At 72.7% G+C, this 16,419-nt stretch carries 15 protein-coding genes and 2 pseudogenes; 4 read left to right on the forward strand and 13 right to left on the reverse strand.

Annotated elements, in window-relative coordinates; all coding sequences use genetic code 11:
* Positions 1–760 (reverse strand): annotated as a pseudogene (locus ACFWN1_RS23475) (hypothetical protein); the annotation flags it as partial.
* A gap of 111 nt (positions 761–871) precedes the next feature.
* On the reverse strand, positions 872–1,123 hold the full coding sequence (locus tag ACFWN1_RS23480) for a helix-turn-helix domain-containing protein (RefSeq protein ID WP_217465265.1): 252 nt from the start codon (positions 1,121–1,123) through the stop codon (positions 872–874).
* Positions 1,124–1,156: 33 nt separating this feature from the next.
* Between ACFWN1_RS23480 and map the strand changes: the two genes are divergently transcribed.
* Both map and ACFWN1_RS23490 read left to right on the forward strand, forming a co-directional pair.
* Positions 1,157–1,951: a type I methionyl aminopeptidase gene (map, locus tag ACFWN1_RS23485; RefSeq protein WP_384365211.1), complete on the forward strand. Its 795-nt coding sequence runs from the start codon at positions 1,157–1,159 to the stop codon at positions 1,949–1,951.
* A 121-nt stretch (positions 1,952–2,072) separates the two neighbouring features.
* Positions 2,073–4,643, forward strand: a complete 2,571-nt coding sequence (locus ACFWN1_RS23490; protein WP_384365214.1) for an ATP-dependent Clp protease ATP-binding subunit — start codon at positions 2,073–2,075, stop codon at positions 4,641–4,643.
* Between the two features lie 33 nt (positions 4,644–4,676).
* Here the strand turns inward: ACFWN1_RS23490 and ggt are convergent, their stop codons facing one another.
* On the reverse strand, positions 4,677–6,479 hold the full coding sequence (gene ggt, locus ACFWN1_RS23495) for a gamma-glutamyltransferase (protein WP_384365217.1): 1,803 nt from the start codon (positions 6,477–6,479) through the stop codon (positions 4,677–4,679).
* 92 nt (positions 6,480–6,571) lie between these two features.
* Positions 6,572–6,895, reverse strand: coding sequence for a hypothetical protein (locus tag ACFWN1_RS23500; RefSeq protein WP_384365220.1), 324 nt, complete (start codon positions 6,893–6,895; stop codon positions 6,572–6,574).
* 70 nt (positions 6,896–6,965) lie between these two features.
* Here ACFWN1_RS23500 and ACFWN1_RS23505 point away from each other — a divergent pair, with 70 nt between their 5' ends.
* Together ACFWN1_RS23505 and ACFWN1_RS23510 are read left to right on the forward strand one after the other, a co-directional pair.
* Positions 6,966–7,748 (forward strand): hypothetical protein, encoded by a 783-nt coding sequence (locus ACFWN1_RS23505; protein ID WP_384365223.1) that lies wholly within the window; start codon positions 6,966–6,968, stop codon positions 7,746–7,748.
* A gap of 137 nt (positions 7,749–7,885) precedes the next feature.
* Positions 7,886–8,045: pseudogene (locus ACFWN1_RS23510) on the forward strand (acyl esterase); the annotation flags it as partial.
* Between the two features lie 49 nt (positions 8,046–8,094).
* Here ACFWN1_RS23510 and ACFWN1_RS23515 read toward each other — a convergent pair.
* The 9 genes from ACFWN1_RS23515 to ACFWN1_RS23555 form a co-directional block, all read right to left on the reverse strand.
* A complete protein-coding gene (locus ACFWN1_RS23515; protein WP_384365226.1) occupies positions 8,095–8,976 on the reverse strand; it encodes an amino acid ABC transporter permease in 882 nt (293 codons plus the stop codon).
* Complete coding sequence (locus ACFWN1_RS23520; protein WP_384365229.1) at positions 8,973–9,617, reverse strand: amino acid ABC transporter permease; 645 nt, start codon at positions 9,615–9,617, stop codon at positions 8,973–8,975. Before ACFWN1_RS23520 ends, ACFWN1_RS23515 begins: the two co-directional genes overlap by 4 nt.
* A gap of 11 nt (positions 9,618–9,628) precedes the next feature.
* Positions 9,629–10,555, reverse strand: a complete 927-nt coding sequence (locus ACFWN1_RS23525) for a glutamate ABC transporter substrate-binding protein (RefSeq protein WP_384365232.1) — start codon at positions 10,553–10,555, stop codon at positions 9,629–9,631.
* A gap of 17 nt (positions 10,556–10,572) precedes the next feature.
* On the reverse strand, positions 10,573–11,316 hold the full coding sequence (locus ACFWN1_RS23530) for an amino acid ABC transporter ATP-binding protein (protein ID WP_384365235.1): 744 nt from the start codon (positions 11,314–11,316) through the stop codon (positions 10,573–10,575).
* Between the two features lie 136 nt (positions 11,317–11,452).
* Positions 11,453–11,872 (reverse strand): DUF6278 family protein, encoded by a 420-nt coding sequence (locus ACFWN1_RS23535; RefSeq protein ID WP_384365238.1) that lies wholly within the window; start codon positions 11,870–11,872, stop codon positions 11,453–11,455.
* 16 nt (positions 11,873–11,888) lie between these two features.
* Positions 11,889–12,668, reverse strand: coding sequence for an exodeoxyribonuclease III (locus tag ACFWN1_RS23540; RefSeq protein WP_384365241.1), 780 nt, complete (start codon positions 12,666–12,668; stop codon positions 11,889–11,891).
* 36 nt (positions 12,669–12,704) lie between these two features.
* Entirely contained in the window at positions 12,705–13,340 is a 636-nt protein-coding gene (locus ACFWN1_RS23545; RefSeq protein WP_384365244.1) for an MBL fold metallo-hydrolase, read from the reverse strand.
* Positions 13,341–13,404: 64 nt separating this feature from the next.
* Positions 13,405–14,736: an alpha/beta fold hydrolase gene (locus ACFWN1_RS23550; RefSeq protein WP_384365247.1), complete on the reverse strand. Its 1,332-nt coding sequence runs from the start codon at positions 14,734–14,736 to the stop codon at positions 13,405–13,407.
* A gap of 117 nt (positions 14,737–14,853) precedes the next feature.
* On the reverse strand, positions 14,854–16,419 hold a 1,566-nt coding region (locus ACFWN1_RS23555), incomplete at its 5' end, for an SWIM zinc finger family protein (RefSeq protein ID WP_384365250.1).

The raw sequence follows: 16,419 nt of genomic DNA on the forward strand, positions 1-16,419 counted from the left end.
GGGGGGGGGGGGGGGGGCGAGGGGGCGCGATATCTGGGCCACCGCGGCGCACGGGGACCGGGGCACTCCCGGCGACGGTCGCACCGGAGTCACCGGCGGCAGGGAGTGGCGCGCCGGAGCGGCCAAAAGCCGCCGCGCGGCCACCGGAGGCGAGCGGTGCTCCGCCGGCGACGCCCGGACGGTCAGCGCGTGCACGGCCGGGGCCGGCCGGGACGGGCGCGGTCTGCCCGGGGGCATACGGGTGCGGGTCGGCCGGGGCGCGGGAGACGCGGGCCAGCCGGTCCCGGAGTTCGGCGCACCGGGCCGTGGCCCGATGGCTGTCGTCCCGGGCCCAGGCGAGGTCGACGCGGAGGGCCTCCGCCTCGGCGTGACCCGTCGCCTCGGCGAGGCGGCGGGTCAGGGCGGCCTCACGTTCGTCGGCGTCATGGCACTCACGGAGCGTGGCGTCGAGGCGGCGGGTCAGGGTGTCGTGGGTGCCGGGGCGGGCGTCGTACGCGGTGAGGGCGGCGGTGTGCAGGAGGCGGGCCCGCTCGCGCTCGGCGAGGGCCGGGGCCGTACCGTAGGCCGCCGCCAGGTCCCGGAGCAGGGCGTCGACCACGTCCCACGGGGGCACCTCGCGGCCCTCACGGCAGGCGCGCATGCCGTCCGGGTCGCGCCGCCAGAAGACCCCGCACCAGCCCGCGCCCTGGTCGAGTCGGGCCAGGAGGCCGTCCAGGTAGTACCCGAACTCCCCGAGCGCCGCGTTGAGTTGTTCCGCCATCACCCGGCTCCCGCCCGTTCACCAGCACTACGGGAGTCAGGCAACACCAGATGTGTTACGGACCTGCTACGCACGGTTTGCGGAACGAGGCAGCACCTCGGACGGGCACTCTCAGACGGGCACCAGCGCGCACCGGACGACCAGCTCGTCCATGGACAGCCCGAGCGCCCGCGCCAGTGCCGCCACGGTGAAGAACGCGGGGGTGGGCGCCCGCCCGGTCTCGATCTTGCGGAGGGTCTCGGCGGAGATGCCGGCGACCGCGGCGACCGCGGTCATGCTCCGCGCGCCGCGCGCCTCGCGCAGCAGCCTGCCGAGCTGTTCGCCGCGCTCACGCTCTTCGGGGGTCAGGGGGGTGCGTACCATGCCCACCATTCTAATACCGGTATAGTAATTGGCATGGTTGAACTCAAGACAGACGCCTCCATCGAGGCCATGTACACGTCGGGCCAGGTCGTGGGGCGTGCCCTGACGGCGGTCCGGGACGCGGCGGACGTGGGCGTGAGCCTGCGGGAGCTGGACGAGGTGGCACGGGAGGTGCTGCGCGCGGCGGGCGCGGCCTCGCCCTTCCTCGGCTACCGTCCCTCCTTCGCGCCGACCCCCTTCCCTGCGGTGATCTGCGCCTCGGTGAACGACGCGATCGTGCACGGCATCCCGACCGGCTACCGCCTGCGCGACGGCGACCTGCTCTCCGTGGACTGCGGCGCCCTGCTGGACGGCTGGGCCGGTGACTCGGCGATCAGCTTCGTGGTCGGACGCCCCCGCGCCGAGGACCTGGCCCTGATCGGCACCGCCGAGCGCGCGCTGGCGGCCGGGATCGGGGCGGCCGTCGTCGGCAACCGCGTCGGCGACATCGCACACGCCGTCGGCACGGTGTGCCGCGCGGCCGGGTACGGCATCCCCGCCGACTTCGGCGGCCACGGCATCGGGCGCAAGATGCACGAGGACCCCGGGGTGCCGAACGAGGGCCGGCCCGGCCGGGGCATGCCGCTGCGCCACGGGATGGTCCTGGCCATCGAGCCGATGCTGATCGCGGGCGGTGAGGACGGCTACCACCCCGACCCCGACGGCTGGACCCTGCGCACGGACGACGGCTCCCGCGCGGCCCACGCCGAGCACACGGTGGCCATCACGGACGCGGGCCCACGCGTCCTCACGGCCCGCGAGCCGGTGCGGCAGGGCGCGGGCTCGTAAGCGGGGGGCGGGCGGCGAAGCTTGCGGGTGCCCTTCCTCCCTGAGCATGACATCGTTTCAAGAGCGGCCGATCCGGGGTACCCGACCGCTCCGCACGCGTCGTCTGCGAAGGACGGAAACGATGACCAGCGGCTACATCGGCCCCGAGGGCGACCCCTTCGGGGAGTTCTTCTCCCGCTTCTTCGGCGGCACCGGGGGTGGCCAGGGCCAGCCCGGCGGCCCCCGTCAGATCGACATAGGCCGCCTGCTGAGCCAGCCCGCGCGCGAGCTGGTCAAGGGGGCCGCGCAGTACGCGGCGGAGCACGGCAGCCGGGATCTGGACACCCAGCATCTGCTGCGCGCCGCCCTGTCCAGCGAGCCCACCCGCAGCCTGCTCAGCCGGTCCGGTGCGAACCCGGACTCGATGGCCACCGAGATCGACGGCCGGGCGGGGCCCGTGCAGCACCCGCAGGGCAAGGTGCCGCCGACCGCGCTGTCCCTGACCCCGGCCGTGAAGCGGGCGCTGATGGAGGCGCACGAGATGGCTCGGGCCAGCGGCGCCGGGTACATCGGTCCGGAGCACGTGCTGAGCGCCCTCGCCATGAACCCGGACTCGGCCGCCGGGCACATCCTGCACGCGGCCCGGTTCAAGGCGGAAGCGGCTCCGCCCGAGACGCCCGACACCGCGCAGGGCCGCCAGGACCGCCCACGCCCCTCGTCCACGCCGACGCTGGACAAGTACGGGCGCGATCTGACCGAGCTGGCCCGCGAGAACCGGATCGACCCGGTGATCGGCCGGGAGAAGGAGATCGAGCAGACCATCGAGGTGCTGTCCCGGCGCGGCAAGAACAACCCGGTACTGATCGGTGACGCCGGCGTCGGCAAGACGGCGGTGGTCGAGGGGCTGGCGCAGCGCATCGCGGACGGCGAGGTGCCCGAGGGCCTGGAGGAGCGCCGGGTGGTGGCGCTCGACCTGACCTCGGTGGTGGCCGGCACCCGCTACCGGGGCGACTTCGAGGAGCGCCTGAACAACATCGTGCAGGAGATCCGCGCGCACTCGGACAAGCTGGTCGTGTTCATCGACGAGCTGCACACCGTGGTGGGCGCGGGCACCGGCGGCGAGGGCGGCGCGATGGACGCGGGCAACATCCTCAAGCCCGCCCTGGCCCGTGGTGAGCTGCACATCGTCGGCGCGACCACACTGGAGGAGTTCCGGCGGATCGAGAAGGACGCTGCGCTGGCCCGCCGGTTCCAGCCGATCCAGGTGCCGGAGCCCAGCGTCGAGGACGCCCTGGAGATCCTGCGTGGGCTGCGCGACCGCTACGAGGCCCATCACCAGGTCCGCTACTCGGACGAGGCGCTGGCGGCGGCCGTGGAGCTGTCCGACCGCTATCTCACCGACCGGCGGCTGCCCGACAAGGCGATCGACCTGATCGACCAGGCAGGCGCCCGGGTCCGGCTCGGCGCGCGGACCAAGGGCTCGGACGTGCGCGCCCTGGAGCGGGAGGCGGAGCAGCTCGTACGGGACAAGGACCAGGCGGTCGCTGACGAACAGTACGAGCAGGCGACCCAGTTGCGGGACCGGATCGCCGACATCCAGCGGCGGATGTCGGAGGCGGCCGACGACGGGGAGGCCGTGGAGGGGCAGAACCTCCAGGTGACGGCGGAGGACATCGCCGAGGTGGTGTCCCGGCAGACCGGGGTGCCGGTGAGCCGGCTGACCCAGGAGGAGAAGGAGCGCCTGCTCGGTCTGGAGGAGCATCTGCACGAGCGGGTGATCGGCCAGGACGAGGCGGTCAACGTGGTCGCGGACGCCGTACTGCGCTCCCGCGCGGGGCTGTCCAGTCCGGACCGGCCGATCGGCAGCTTCCTGTTCCTCGGTCCGACCGGGGTCGGCAAGACCGAACTGGCCCGCGCCCTCGCCGAGTCGCTGTTCGGCAGCGAGGACCGCATGGTGCGGCTCGACATGAGCGAGTACCAGGAGCGGCACACCGTCTCCCGGCTGGTCGGGGCGCCGCCGGGTTACGTCGGTCACGAGGAGGCGGGCCAGCTGACCGAGGTGGTGCGCCGGAACCCGTACTCGCTGCTGCTCCTGGACGAGGTGGAGAAGGCGCACCCTGATGTCTTCAACATCCTGCTCCAGGTTCTGGACGACGGCCGGCTGACCGACGCCCAGGGGCGGACGGTGGACTTCACCAACACGGTGATCGTGATGACCAGCAACCTGGGCTCGGACGTCATCACCCGGCGCGGTGCCGGGATCGGCTTCGGGCCGGGCGGCGCGGACGCGGACGAGGAGGCCCGGCGGGAGCAGATCCTGCGCCCGCTGCGGGAGCACTTCCGGCCGGAGTTCCTCAACCGGATCGACGAAGTCGTGGTGTTCCGCCAGCTCACACCCGAGCAACTGCGCCGGATCACCGACCTGTTGTTGAACGGTACCCGTGAACTGTCCAGCGCGCGGGGCGTGACGGTGGACTTCACCGACGCTGCCGTGGACTGGCTGGCCGAGCGCGGCCATCAGCCGGAGTACGGCGCCCGTCCGCTGCGCCGCACCATCCAGCGCGAGGTGGACAACCAGTTGTCCCGGCTGCTGCTGAGCGGCTCGGTGGCCGAGGGCGGCGAGGTGACCGTCGATGTGGCGGACGGACGGCTGGACTTCCGGGTCCAGGGCCAGGAGGCCCAGCCGGCCGAGGCGCGGCGCGAGGGCGCCTGAATCAGCGCCTCCGCCCGAATCGGCGCCTCCGCGTCAGCCCGTGGGGTTCACCACCCTGGCGGAGCCGCCGCCGCGCCGGGTCGTCTCGGCGGCGGCCAGCCACTTCCCGTCCGGCAGCCGCTGCACGCCGGTCGCGGCGCCGATCTCGGGGTTGACCTTGAAGCGGTGCCCGAGCTGCTCCAGCCGGTCCCGCAACGCGCTGTCGTACAGGGCGGGTTCGAGTTCGGTCTGCGCGGAGTTGCGCTGGCTGGCGCGGGGTGCGGCGATGGCGTCGACCAGCGGCAGCCCCCGGTCGAGGAACCCGGTGAGGGTCTGCAGCACGGTGGTGATGATGGTGGCGCCGCCGGGCGAACCGAGCGCGACCACAGGCCGGTTGTGCCGGTCCAGGACGATGGTCGGGGAGATCGAGGAGCGCGGACGCTTGCCGGGACCGGGCAGGTTGGGGTCCGGGACGCCGGGGCTCGCCGGCGCGAAGGAGAAGTCGGTCAGCTCGTTGTTGAGCAGGAAGCCCCGGCCGGGCACGGTGATGCCGCTGCCGCCGGTCTGCTCGATGGTGAGCGTGTAGGCGACGACGTTGCCCCACTTGTCGGAGACGGTGAGGTGGGTGGTGTTCTCACCCTCGTACGTGGTCGGCGCGGCCTTGCCGCTGGTCGCGCAGGCGGCGGGGTGGCGCGGGTCGCCGGGGGCCAGCGGGCTGGTCAGGACGGCGTCGTCCTTGATCAGGCAGGCCCGCGAGTCGGCGAACCGCTGCGACAGCAGCTGCCTGGTGGGTACGTCCTCGAAGGCGGGGTCCCCGACCCAGCGGCCCCGGTCGGCGAACGCGATCCGGCTCGCCTCGATGTACCGGTGCAGGTACTGGGTCTCGCTCTCCTTGGCGAGGTCGCTCCTCTCCAGGATATTGAGCGCCTCGCCCACGGTGGTGCCACCGGAGGAGGAGGGCGCGATGGAGTACACGTTCAGGCCGCGGTACGAGGTGCCGGTGGGTCGCTGGAGTTTCGCGCGGTAACTCGACAGGTCCTTGGCGGTCAGCTTGCCGGGGCGGGCGTTCCAGCCCGAAGAGGGGTCGGCCGGGGGCTTGTTGACGGTGGCGAGGATGTCCCTGCCGAGGTCACCCCGGTAGACGGCGTCGGCACCCTGGCGCCCCAACTCCTCGTAGGTCCTGGCCAGATCGGGGTTCTTGAAGGTGGAGCCGACGACGGGCAGCCTGTCGCCGGGCAGGAACAGCCGGGCGGTGTCAGGGAAGTAACGGAACCGGGTCTCGTTCGCGGCGGTCTGCGAGCGGAAGGTGTCGTCCACGGTGAAGCCGTCGCGGGCGATCCGCTCGGCGGGCCGCAGCACCTTGGCCAGGCTGTCGGTGCCCCAGTTACGCAGCGCCGTCTGCCAGGTGGCGGGGGTGCCCGGCGTGCCGACGCTCAGCCCGCTGGTGACGGCGTCCGCGAAGGCGAGCGGCTTGCCGTTCTCCAGGAACAGGTCGGAGCGGGCGCCGAGCGGGGCGGTCTCGCGGCCGTCGATGGTGTGCACGGTACGGGACTTGGCGTCGTAGTAGACCAAATAGCCGCCTCCGCCGACGCCCGCCGAGTACGGCTCGGTGACGCCCAGCGCGGCGGCGGTGGCCACGGCCGCGTCGACCGCGTTGCCGCCGTTGCGCAGGACCTCGATCCCGGCCGAGCTGGCGTCGGCGTCCACGCTGGAGACCGCGCCCCCGTAGCCGACCGCCACGGGCACCTTCCCGCCGGGCCCGCCCGGCGTCACCGGTGGAGCGGCGGCTCCCATGGACGACACGACGGCGGCCGACACCACCAGCACCGTCAGCTTTCGCGTACCAGGACGACCCATCCGAACCTCCCGAGAGCACCGTCCGCGCAGCGTAACCAGATCCCCGAGGCCCCCGACAGTATGCCTCGCGGCCCGGGGGCTCGCATGTGGACTCAGCCCGCCCGGATGGTGTGCAAGGCCATCACGGGGTCGACCGGTGGCACCAGTTCCCGGGTGGCGATGTCCACCAGCCCGGTTGGAGCACTGCCGTGGCCGAGCCCGGTCACCTGGGCGACGACCTGGCCGTGGGCCGGCGCGGGCACCCGCTGCCGCAGCAGGTGCGTGGCGGGAATCCGGCCCCACTCCGTGACGGCGGCCCGGACCGACCGTGTGCAGCCCGCCGTCCACCCGGCCGACCGGGTACGGGCCGACTGCTGCCGGTAGGCACGCTCCAGCTCTTCCTCGACGATCCGCACCGCGGCATCCAGCTCCCTCACGCGCCCGGCATCGCGTACCAGGCCCACACCCCGTCCCTCCGTGTTCCCGGACCCGCTACCATCCGGCCGCATGAACGACGACGTGCGCAACATCGTCCTGGGTGTCATAGCCGCCGGCATCAATGCCGCGATCGGATGGCTGGCCCGGACCTACCTGTGGCGGCGGAAGCTGCGGCGGAAGCAGGTGTTCTTCGGGCTGCCGGACAACTCGGAGACGCTGTTCGTCGTGAACAGGGACCCGCGGGCGACGGAGCCGGCGGTGCACCGGTTCGACGTGTTCGCGTTGCTGGAGCTGTCCGCGCTCATCAAGGACTGCGGCGCGCACCTGCAGTTGATGACGCAGGACGTGTCGCACCAAGGCTTCGGCGAGCGCACCGAGTTCTGCGTGGGGGGTCCGGCCTCGAATCGGCGGATGCTCGCGCACATGTCGGCGATGCTGCCGGGCGTGCGGATGAACACCGACAAGGATGAGGGGCCGGATCGGGGCGCGTTCCGGATCGGTACGGAGACCTACCGGATGGAGCCCGGCACGACCGAGTACGTGCTGCTGGCGAAGGTCTCGGCGGGACGGCAGACGCGGCCGGTGTTCCTGTTCTGCGGGCAGCGGGCGATCACCAATCAGGCCGCGACCCGCTATCTGGCCCGCAACCACGAGCGGTTGGCCCGCAAGCACGGCTCCCACTCGTTCGTGCTGCTGCTGAAGGTGGTCAACTCCCAGGCGTACGGCCCGGATCTGGTGGAGCTGATCGCCGATGTGACCCGGGCGGCGCAGGCCCCGTTCCCGGAGACCGAGGAGACCGAGGAGTCCGAGGAGTCCGAGGAGACCCCGGCTCCGGCGACGCCCGCCTCCTAGCGTGGCGTGCGACCTTCTCCCCCCATTGTTACCAGCGCGTAACTTACCGACAGGTTACTTGAGGTGAGGAAGCCCACTACTGTCGGGTCACTCTCACACTGGCACACGTCAGGAGTGACCCTGCCCCCCCACGCGCAATGGACCTGTTCTCCACGGCCTACGACGTCCCGGCCGGCCCTGGTGGCCGACACGGTCGATCCGCTCCATGTCGAGCACAACCCGTCCGGCGCGCGGCTGACCTTCTCCGCGCCCGGGGACGACCCGTCGTACGTGTCGGTCCCCCTGCGCGAGCAGTGATCTCCGGCCGCCGCCGGACGAGCATGGCCCGTGTGTACCGCGGCCTTCGTCACGGCTTCGGAGCCGTGGGTGGCTCCCCACCCGGCAGCGGCGCCCCAGGGCCGGGCGCGGCGACAACCGCGGCCTCGGTCTTGGGACTGCGCTGCTCCCGGCGGGACACCCGGACGGCGCACCACGAGAGCAGCATGCACATCCCGATGTAGATCGGCGAGATCACCATCACCACGGGGATGAACGGCAAATCGTAGTCGAGGTTCGAGGCGATGAGCTTCCCGGCGTGGAGGAACTCCTCGTAGGTGATGAGGAAGCCCAGCGAGGTGTCCTTCAGCGCGACCACCAACTGGCTGATGATCGCGGGCAACATGGCGCGCACCGCCTGCGGTACGAGCACATAGGACATGACCTGGGTTTTACGCATGCCGAGAGCGAACGCGGCCTCGCGCTGGCCGCGTTCGACGGCGTTGACGCCGGAGCGGAGGACCTCGGCGAGCACCGAGCCGTTGTAGAGGGTCAGTCCGGCGACGAGGGCGGGCAGCGGCTGCACCTTGAGCGCCACGAAGATGAAGAAGATCATCACCAGCACGGGCATCGCGCGGAAGAACTCCACGACGAGCGCGGCCAGCCGGCGCACCGGGGCGTGGTCGGAGAGGCGTCCGGCCGCCAGCACCCCGCCGAGGGCGAGGGAGAGCACGGCGGCCATGGCGAACGCCTTGAGGGTGTTGCCGAGGCCGCGCAGCAGCATTTCCTGGACGCCCTCGTACGCGAACGGCATCCATTTGGTGGCGGTGAACTGGCCGGTGGAGAACAGGAGATGGAGCACCCAGGCGACCAGGCCCAGCAGGACGGCGGTGGACACCGCCGCGTACAGCGCGTGCCGCCGGCGGGTGGTGGGGCCGGGGACGTCGTAGAGCGCGGTGGTCTCGGTCGTCATCGGACCACTCCCCACGTGCGTTCCAGCAGGTTGAACAGGGCGCTGATGGCGAGCGTGATGATCAGGTAGCCGACGGCGATCCAGACGAAGGTCCAGATGATGTTGTAGCCCAGCTCGCTCAGCGTCCTGTAGGTGCCGAGCAGTTCGGTGACGCTGAAGGCGCCGGCGATGGCGGAGTTCTTGGCCAGCGCGATCAGGGTGGAGCCGACGGGCGGGATCACGGAGCGGAACGCCTGCGGGAGCACGATCACGCCGAGCGTCTGCGAGAAGGTCATCCCGAGGCTGCGCGCGGCCTCGCCCTGGCCCCGGGGCACGGTGTTGATGCCGGAGCGCAGCGCCTCGCAGATGAACGCGGAGGTGTAGCAGCCGAGCGCGAGGACGGCGAACGCCTGGAAGGGCAGCACGAGTCCGAACCGGGGCAGTCCGAGCAGTACCGCGAAGAACAGCAGGGTGAGCGGGGTGTTGCGCAGCACGGTCACCCACACCGTGCCGAAGACCCGCAGCGAGGCGACCGGCGCGACCCGGAAGGACGCCATCAGGAAGCCGAGCGCGAGGGCCAGCAGCGAGGCGTAGACGGTCAGTTCGACCGTGCCGAGGAATCCCTGCCAGTAGAGGGCGAAGTTGTCTGTCAGTACGTTCATGGCGTCCTCGGTCAGCTCGCCGGGTAGCGGTCGATGGGCGGCGGCTTCGGCGCGGGCACACCGGACAGGCCGAGCGTGGCGTCGTACGCCCTCTTCCAGTCGCCGTTCTTCTCGCGGGCGGCGAGGGCGGTGTCGAGGGCGAGGCGCAGGGCGTTGTCGTCGCGCGGGACGCCGATGCCGTACGGCTCCTTGGAGAAGGGCCTGCCGACGACCTTGAGTTCGTCGGGGGCCTTGGCCGCGTAGCCGATCAGGATGGCGTCGTCGGTGGTGACCGCGTCGACCTGGTAGGTGAGCAGGTTGTCGACGCACACCGAGTAGGTGTCGTAGGCGACCAGGATCGCCTTCGGATAGTCGTCCTTGATGCGCTGGTACGGGGTCGAGCCGGCGGCCGAGCAGACGCGTTTGCCGGCGAGGTCCTCGGGCCCGTGGATGTCGTCGGTGCCCTTGCGTACCAGCAGGGACTGGCCGGCCAGGTAGTAAGGGCCCGCGAAACCCACCAGCTTCTCGCGGTTGGCGTTGATGGTGTAGGTGCCGACGTAGTAGTCGATCTGGCCGTTCTGCAGGGCCGTCTCGCGGTTGGCGGAGGCAATGGTGCGGAAGCGGACGCTGTCGCCGGGGAAACCGAGGGAGGCGGAGAGCATCTTGGCGATCTCGATGTCGAAGCCGGAGTACCGGCCGCTCGCCGGGTCCTTCTCGCCGAGGTAGGGCTGGTCCTCCTTGGCGCCGACGACGAGGTGGCCGCGCTTCTCGGCGCGGACCCAGGTCGGGGAGCCGGGCAGGCTGAAGTTCCGGTCCACCGCGTAGTGCGGGAGCTGGTCGGGGGCGGGGCCCTTGGCGGGCGGGCTGCCGTCCTTGCCGCAGGCGGCGAGCAGGACGAGCGGGGCGAGGGACGCGAGGAGCAGGGCGATGGCGCGGGGCGCGCGGGTGTGGCGGGACATGGGTCGCACTCCCCCGGTCAGTGCTTGAGAATCTTGGAGAGGAAGTCCTTGGCGCGATCGCTGCGCGGTGCGGTGAAGAACTCCTCGGGGGTGCGGTCCTCCACGATCCGGCCGTCCGCCATGAAGACGACGCGGTTGGCGGCGGAGCGGGCGAAGCCCATCTCATGGGTGACGACGATCATGGTCATGCCCTCGCGGGCGAGCTGCCGCATGACCTCCAGCACCTCGTTGATCATCTCGGGGTCGAGCGCGGAGGTGGGTTCGTCGAAGAGCAGCGCCTTGGGGTCCATGGCGAGGGCGCGGGCGATGGCCACGCGCTGCTGCTGGCCGCCGGAGAGCTGGGCCGGGTACTTGTCGGCGTGGGCGGACAGGCCGACCCGGTCGAGGAGTTCACGGGAGCGGCGGTCGGCGTCGGCCTTCCTGCGTCCGCGCACCTTGGTCTGCGCGAGGGAGACGTTCTCCAGGACCGTCTTGTGGGCGAAGAGGTTGAACGACTGGAAGACCATGCCCACTTCGGCCCGCAGCCTGGCCAGCGCCCGGCCCTCCTCGGGGAGTGGCCGGCCGTCGAGCGTGATGGTGCCGGACTCGATGGTCTCCAGCCGGTTGATGGCCCGGCACAGCGTCGACTTCCCCGACCCGGAGGGGCCGACGACCACGACCACCTCCCCCTTGCCGACGGTCAGGTCGATGTCCCGGAGGACATGCAGCGCCCCGAAGTGCTTGTTGACGTCACGCAGTTCGATCAACGGATCGACGGCCATCCGCAGCCCTACTCACTCTCGGCCGAGTCGTAGTGGCCGAAACTATCCAGAGCGTGCTGGGGCGCGCGGACGACACGCACTTGGGGGCATTAGCCGTATTTACGACCCCGTTGCACGGTGCCGGGACGTGCCGGGGTCACGGTTCGGCGATCTCCGCGTAGAGCTGGGACAGTTCGGGAAGGCCGCTGGCGGCCCACTGGCGGCCGGGCTCCATGACCCCGACCTCCCGGCCGGAGGCGAGGCGCAGGACCGGTTCTCCGTCCGGCCTGATGCGCCAGGCGGCCCCGGGTACGGTGCGGACGACGACCGTGCCCAGGTAGAGCCCTGCGTCGTTGCCCAGCCAGGGCAGTGCCTCGGGGTCGTCGCGCCAGCGGGGGACGAGCTGGTCCAGGGCCTCCAGGGAGGCCGGGGTGTCGTCCAGGCGGACGCCCGCCCGGTCCGCCTGGGAGCGCAGCAGCTCGCACTCGGAGAGCAGCGCGGCGATGGCCTCGGGGTCGGCCGGGAGCGCCGCGTCACCGCTCTTGCCGCGCCGGTGGCCCAGGAACGGGATGTTCATGGACCCCAGGGTGGCATCAGACGTCGAGGTCGACCACCACCGGCGCGTGGTCGGAGGCGCCCTTGCCCTTGCGCTCCTCGCGGTCGACGTAGGCGTCCTTGACCGCGCCGGCGAACGGGCCGTTGCCGTACACCAGGTCGATGCGCATGCCGCGGTTCTTGGGGAAGCAGAGCTGGCGGTAGTCCCAGTACGTGAAGGGGTGGTCGTACTTCAGCGGGCGGGGCACCACGTCGCTGAGGCCGGTCTCGCGCAGGGCGGTCAGGGCGGCGCGCTCGGCGGGGGTGACATGGGTGGCGCCCTCGAAGGCGGCGCGGTCGTACACGTCGTCGTCGGACGGGGCGATGTTGTAGTCCCCGAGGACGGCGAAGGGGCGGCCGCCCGCCGCGTCCCCGGCGACGGCGGTCCTGAGGGCGTCGAGCCACTGGAGCTTGTACGCGTAGTGCGGGTGGTCGACCTCGCGGCCGTTGGGCACGTACACCGACCAGACGCGGACCGGGCCGCAGGTGGCCGACACCGCGCGGGGTTCCAGGGCGCCCTCGTAGCCGGGGTCGCCGGGAAGGCCCTTGACCACGTCCTCCAGGCCGGCTCGGGAAAGCACCGCCACGCCGTTCCACCGGCCGGTGGCGTGGATCGCCGCCTCGTACCCCAGCTCGCGCAGTGGCTCGACGGGGAACTGTGCCTCGGCGACCTTGGCCTCCTGGAGGCAGAGCACATCGGTGCCGCTGCTCTCCAGCCAGGCGAGCAGCCTCGGGAGGCGGGCGGTGATCGAGTTCACGTTCCAGGTGGCGATACGCATGTTCCTCAACCTACCCGCCGGGTCTGACAACCGGGCTCACAGCTCGGCGGAGGCCCCCGGTGCCAGGCGCAGGTGCTCGGCGCCGGCCAGGCCGCCGATCTGGCGGTCGTAGACCGGCCGGGCCAGGTCGGTGAGGAGGGCGTCGTGGATGTCGTAGGCCCGGCGGGGCTCGACCTCGCGGACGTAGTCGATCACCTCGGAGATCTTGTTCCACGGTGCCATCACCGGCAGCATCAGGGTCTCCACCGGCTGGTCGGGGACGGTGAGGGCGTCGCCGGGGTGGAAGACCTTGCCGCCGTCGATCAGGAAGCCGACGTTGGTGATGCGCGGGATGTCCGGGTGGATCACGGCGTGCAACTCGCCGTGGACCCGTACGTCGAAGCCGGCGGCGGTGAAGGCGTCGCCGTGGCCGACGGTGTGCACGCGGCCGGGGAAGGCCGCCGTGAGCTGGTCCGCGACCGACCTGAGGGTCCAGATCTCGGTTTCCGGGCGGGCCTCCAGCGCGGAGCGCAGCCGGCCCTCGTCGAAGTGGTCCGGATGCTCGTGGGTGACGAGGACGACGTCCGCGCCGAGTGCCGCGTCCTGTTCGCTGAACCCGCCGGGGTCGATGACGAGCGTCCGGCCGTCCTTCTCCAGGCGGACGCAGGAGTGGGACTTCTTGATGAACTTCATGACTTCCCGTCCTGCCGGTTCGGCTGCGTCGATTCCATCGTGCCGCGTCGGGCGGCCGGGGGCCTCACTCGGCGGGCATGGTCTCCTCGCGGATGACCTGCCGAGCCACCCGGAAGGCGCTGTTCGCGGCCGGGACGCCGCAGTAGACGGCGGCCTGGAGCAGCACCTCCTTGATCTCCTGCGGGGTGAGGCCGTTACGGAGCGCGGCGCGGGTGTGGACGGCCAGATCCTCCAGGTGGCCGCCCGCGACCAGCGCGGTGAGCGTGACGCAGCTGCGGGACTTGCGGTCGAGGCCCGGCCGGTCCCAGACCTCGCCCCAGGCGTAGCGGGTGACGAGTTCCTCGAAGTCCCCGGAGAACGCGTCGGCCCGCGCGAGGACCCCCTCGACGTGCGCGTCACCCAGCACCTCGCGGCGGATCTTCAGACCCGTCTCGTACCGGTCCGACGGTGTCACCGGCCGCTGCGGCTCGGCGGCGGACCCGATCTCGGCGACCGGCACGGTGCGCGGCGGCGTGAGGGAGGCGGGGGCGGGGGCCGGGGTGGGCGTGGCGACGGGGGCCGGAGTGACGGGCGCGGCGGCGGCCCGCAGGGCAGGCCGGCCGGTGTCGAGGGTCTGCTGCCAGGCGGTGGAGAAGTGCCGGACCAGCAGGTCGGTGACGGCTGCGGGCTGCTCGACCGGCACGAGGTGGGAGGCGCCGGGGACGACCGCGAGCCGGGCGTCCCGGATACCGGCGACCAGGGTGCGGGCCTCGGCCGGGCCGGTCACCTGGTCCTCGGAGCCGACCAGCACGAGCGTGGGCACCCCGATACGGCCCAGTTCCGGGCGTACGTCGAAGGCGGCGAGCGCCTCGCAGGAGGCGATGTAGCAGCCGGGGTCGGTGGTGCGCACCATCTGCACCGCCCACTCGGTGATCGCGGGCTGGGCGGCGGCGAAGCCCCCGGTGAACCAGCGGTCGGGGGCGCTTCGCGCGATCGGGTCGAGCCCGTTCGTGCGTACGGTCACGCCGCGCTGACGGAATTCGTCGGGCGTGCCGAACCGGGGCGAGGCGGCGACCAGGGCGAGCGAGGCGAGCCGCTCGGGGTGGCGCAGGGCCAGCTCGACGCCGACGGCGCCGCCGAGGGCGCAGCCCGCGTAGCCGAAGCGGTGCACACCGAGGCTGTCCAGGGTGGCCAGCAGGCGTGTGGACAGCTCCGCCACCGAGCCGGCCGGGTGGGCGGGGGCGCCGCCGTGGCCCGGCAGATCGAAGCGCAGGACCCGCCACTGCTTGACCAGTTCCGGCACCTGGCGGTCGAACATGTGCCAGGTCGTGCCCAGGGAGGGCGCCAGGATGAGGACGGGGGCGTCTTCCGGGCCGTCGAACCGGTACTGGAGGGTGGGGGTCTTCGTCTCGCTCACCGCACCACGCTAACCGCCCGGACGGCCTCTCCGGGCCGGGGGGCCCGGTGGCCGGCCGGGGGCTTCCCGGAAAGCGCGGCGAATCCTCACACGGTCTTCACGGCGCGCGTGGGGCGCTCAGAGGGAGTCCGGTATGTCCAGGGTGGTGAGGGCGGAGACCGGGTCGAGGTCGGGGGCGCCCCGGGGCCACCAGTCGTCCCGGCCGGGCTCCGACTCGTACGCGTACCACAAGCCGTCCTGGCCCAGGCGGAGCTGCGCGTGGCCCGCCGGGTGGGTGAGGTGGTTGCGCCAGGGGCGGAACGCGGGCAGGTCGGCCGCGAGCAGCAGGGGGCGGGCGCGGTCGAAGCGGCCCGCGGGCGGGTCCCAGGGCTCTTCCAGCACGGTCAGCCCGGCGAGGCCGCCCTGCCGCCAGGCGGCCACCGCGCGGGCCAGTTCGGCGGGGGCGCGGTCCACTGCGGTGGCGAGGGTGGCGTACAGGCTGCGGGTGGCCGCGGTCAGGCCGGAGCCGGGGCGGGCGGCAGCGAGACGCACCGCGTCCTGCCACAGCGTCAGCCCGCCCACCGGGTCCCGGCCGGTGGTGAGCAGCGTGTGGGCGCGGGCGGCGGCGTCGGTGGCCAGCTGGTCCAGCGCGAACGGGTCGGGTCCGCCGGGCGCCGCCGGGTACGCCGGTGGCGCCTCGGGGTGCGCGGGCGGGGGCAGGGGCGCCGGGAGCGGGGGCAGCGGGCGGCCGGCGAGCGCCTCCGACGCGCGTACGCCGGGCAGCGCGGCCGGACCCCGCTCCCGTGCGGCGCGGGCCGCGCCGGCGGCGCTGCGCCTCGACAGCGCGTCCAGCAGCTCCCGCTCACCCCGGCCGCGCAGCAGGAGCAGGACGAACGGGTCGGCGTCCAGCAGGCGGGCGGTCTGGTAGCAGATGGCGGCCGCGTGTTTGCAGGGGCGGCCGGAGTCGGGGCAGCTGCACTGGGGGATCAGGTCGCCGGGGCCGGGCAGCAGGGGGACTCCGCGGTTCGCCAGGGTGTGCGGCAGCTCCTTGTCGAGCAGCGCGGCGATGTCCGCCGGGCTGTCCACCGCCGCCTCCAGGAAGTGCTCCCAGTCCGCGTCGTCCAGTGTCCGCAGCCGCAGCTGCACCCGGTACGGCCGGGGGCGGCTCCCCCGCACGTACGCCAGCACCAGTCCCGGTGTCACGGTGATCGCGTCGACCTTGCCGGCGTCCGCGTAGCCGCGCCCCCGGTTCAGCCGGTTGACGTCGAGCGCGGTGTGCTCCAGGGCGTCGACCCACGCCTGGCCCCACCAGGTGGTGGCGAAGTCCCGCTGCGGCTCGGGGCGGGGGGCGAACGGGGGGAAGGTGCGGCGGAGTTCGGTGTCGCGGTGGGGGGTGGCCATGGACGGGGGGAGCCGCGGGGGCGCGGGGTGTCCGGCCGGGCGGGTCGGGGTGATGCCGGTGGCCGGTGGGGTCGGCTCGTGCTGGGGGGCCGGCTCCGGAGCGGAGGGCACGGGGCGCGACGGGATCGTCAGCGGGGTCACCGGGCCGGCCTTCGGCGCAGACGCCGTGCCTGCGGGCTCGGGGGTCCCGGGGTCGTCGGCGGGCGGCCGGGGTGCGGTGGCCTGGGGGTCGTCGGCCCAGTCGGGCATGCGGAAGGCGGTGCTGAGGAAGTTCCGGATGTCGCGGGCCGCTTGGGCTTGGGA

This window comes from Streptomyces sp. NPDC058459, assembly GCF_042721685.1.
Classification (GTDB): domain Bacteria; phylum Actinomycetota; class Actinomycetes; order Streptomycetales; family Streptomycetaceae; genus Streptomyces.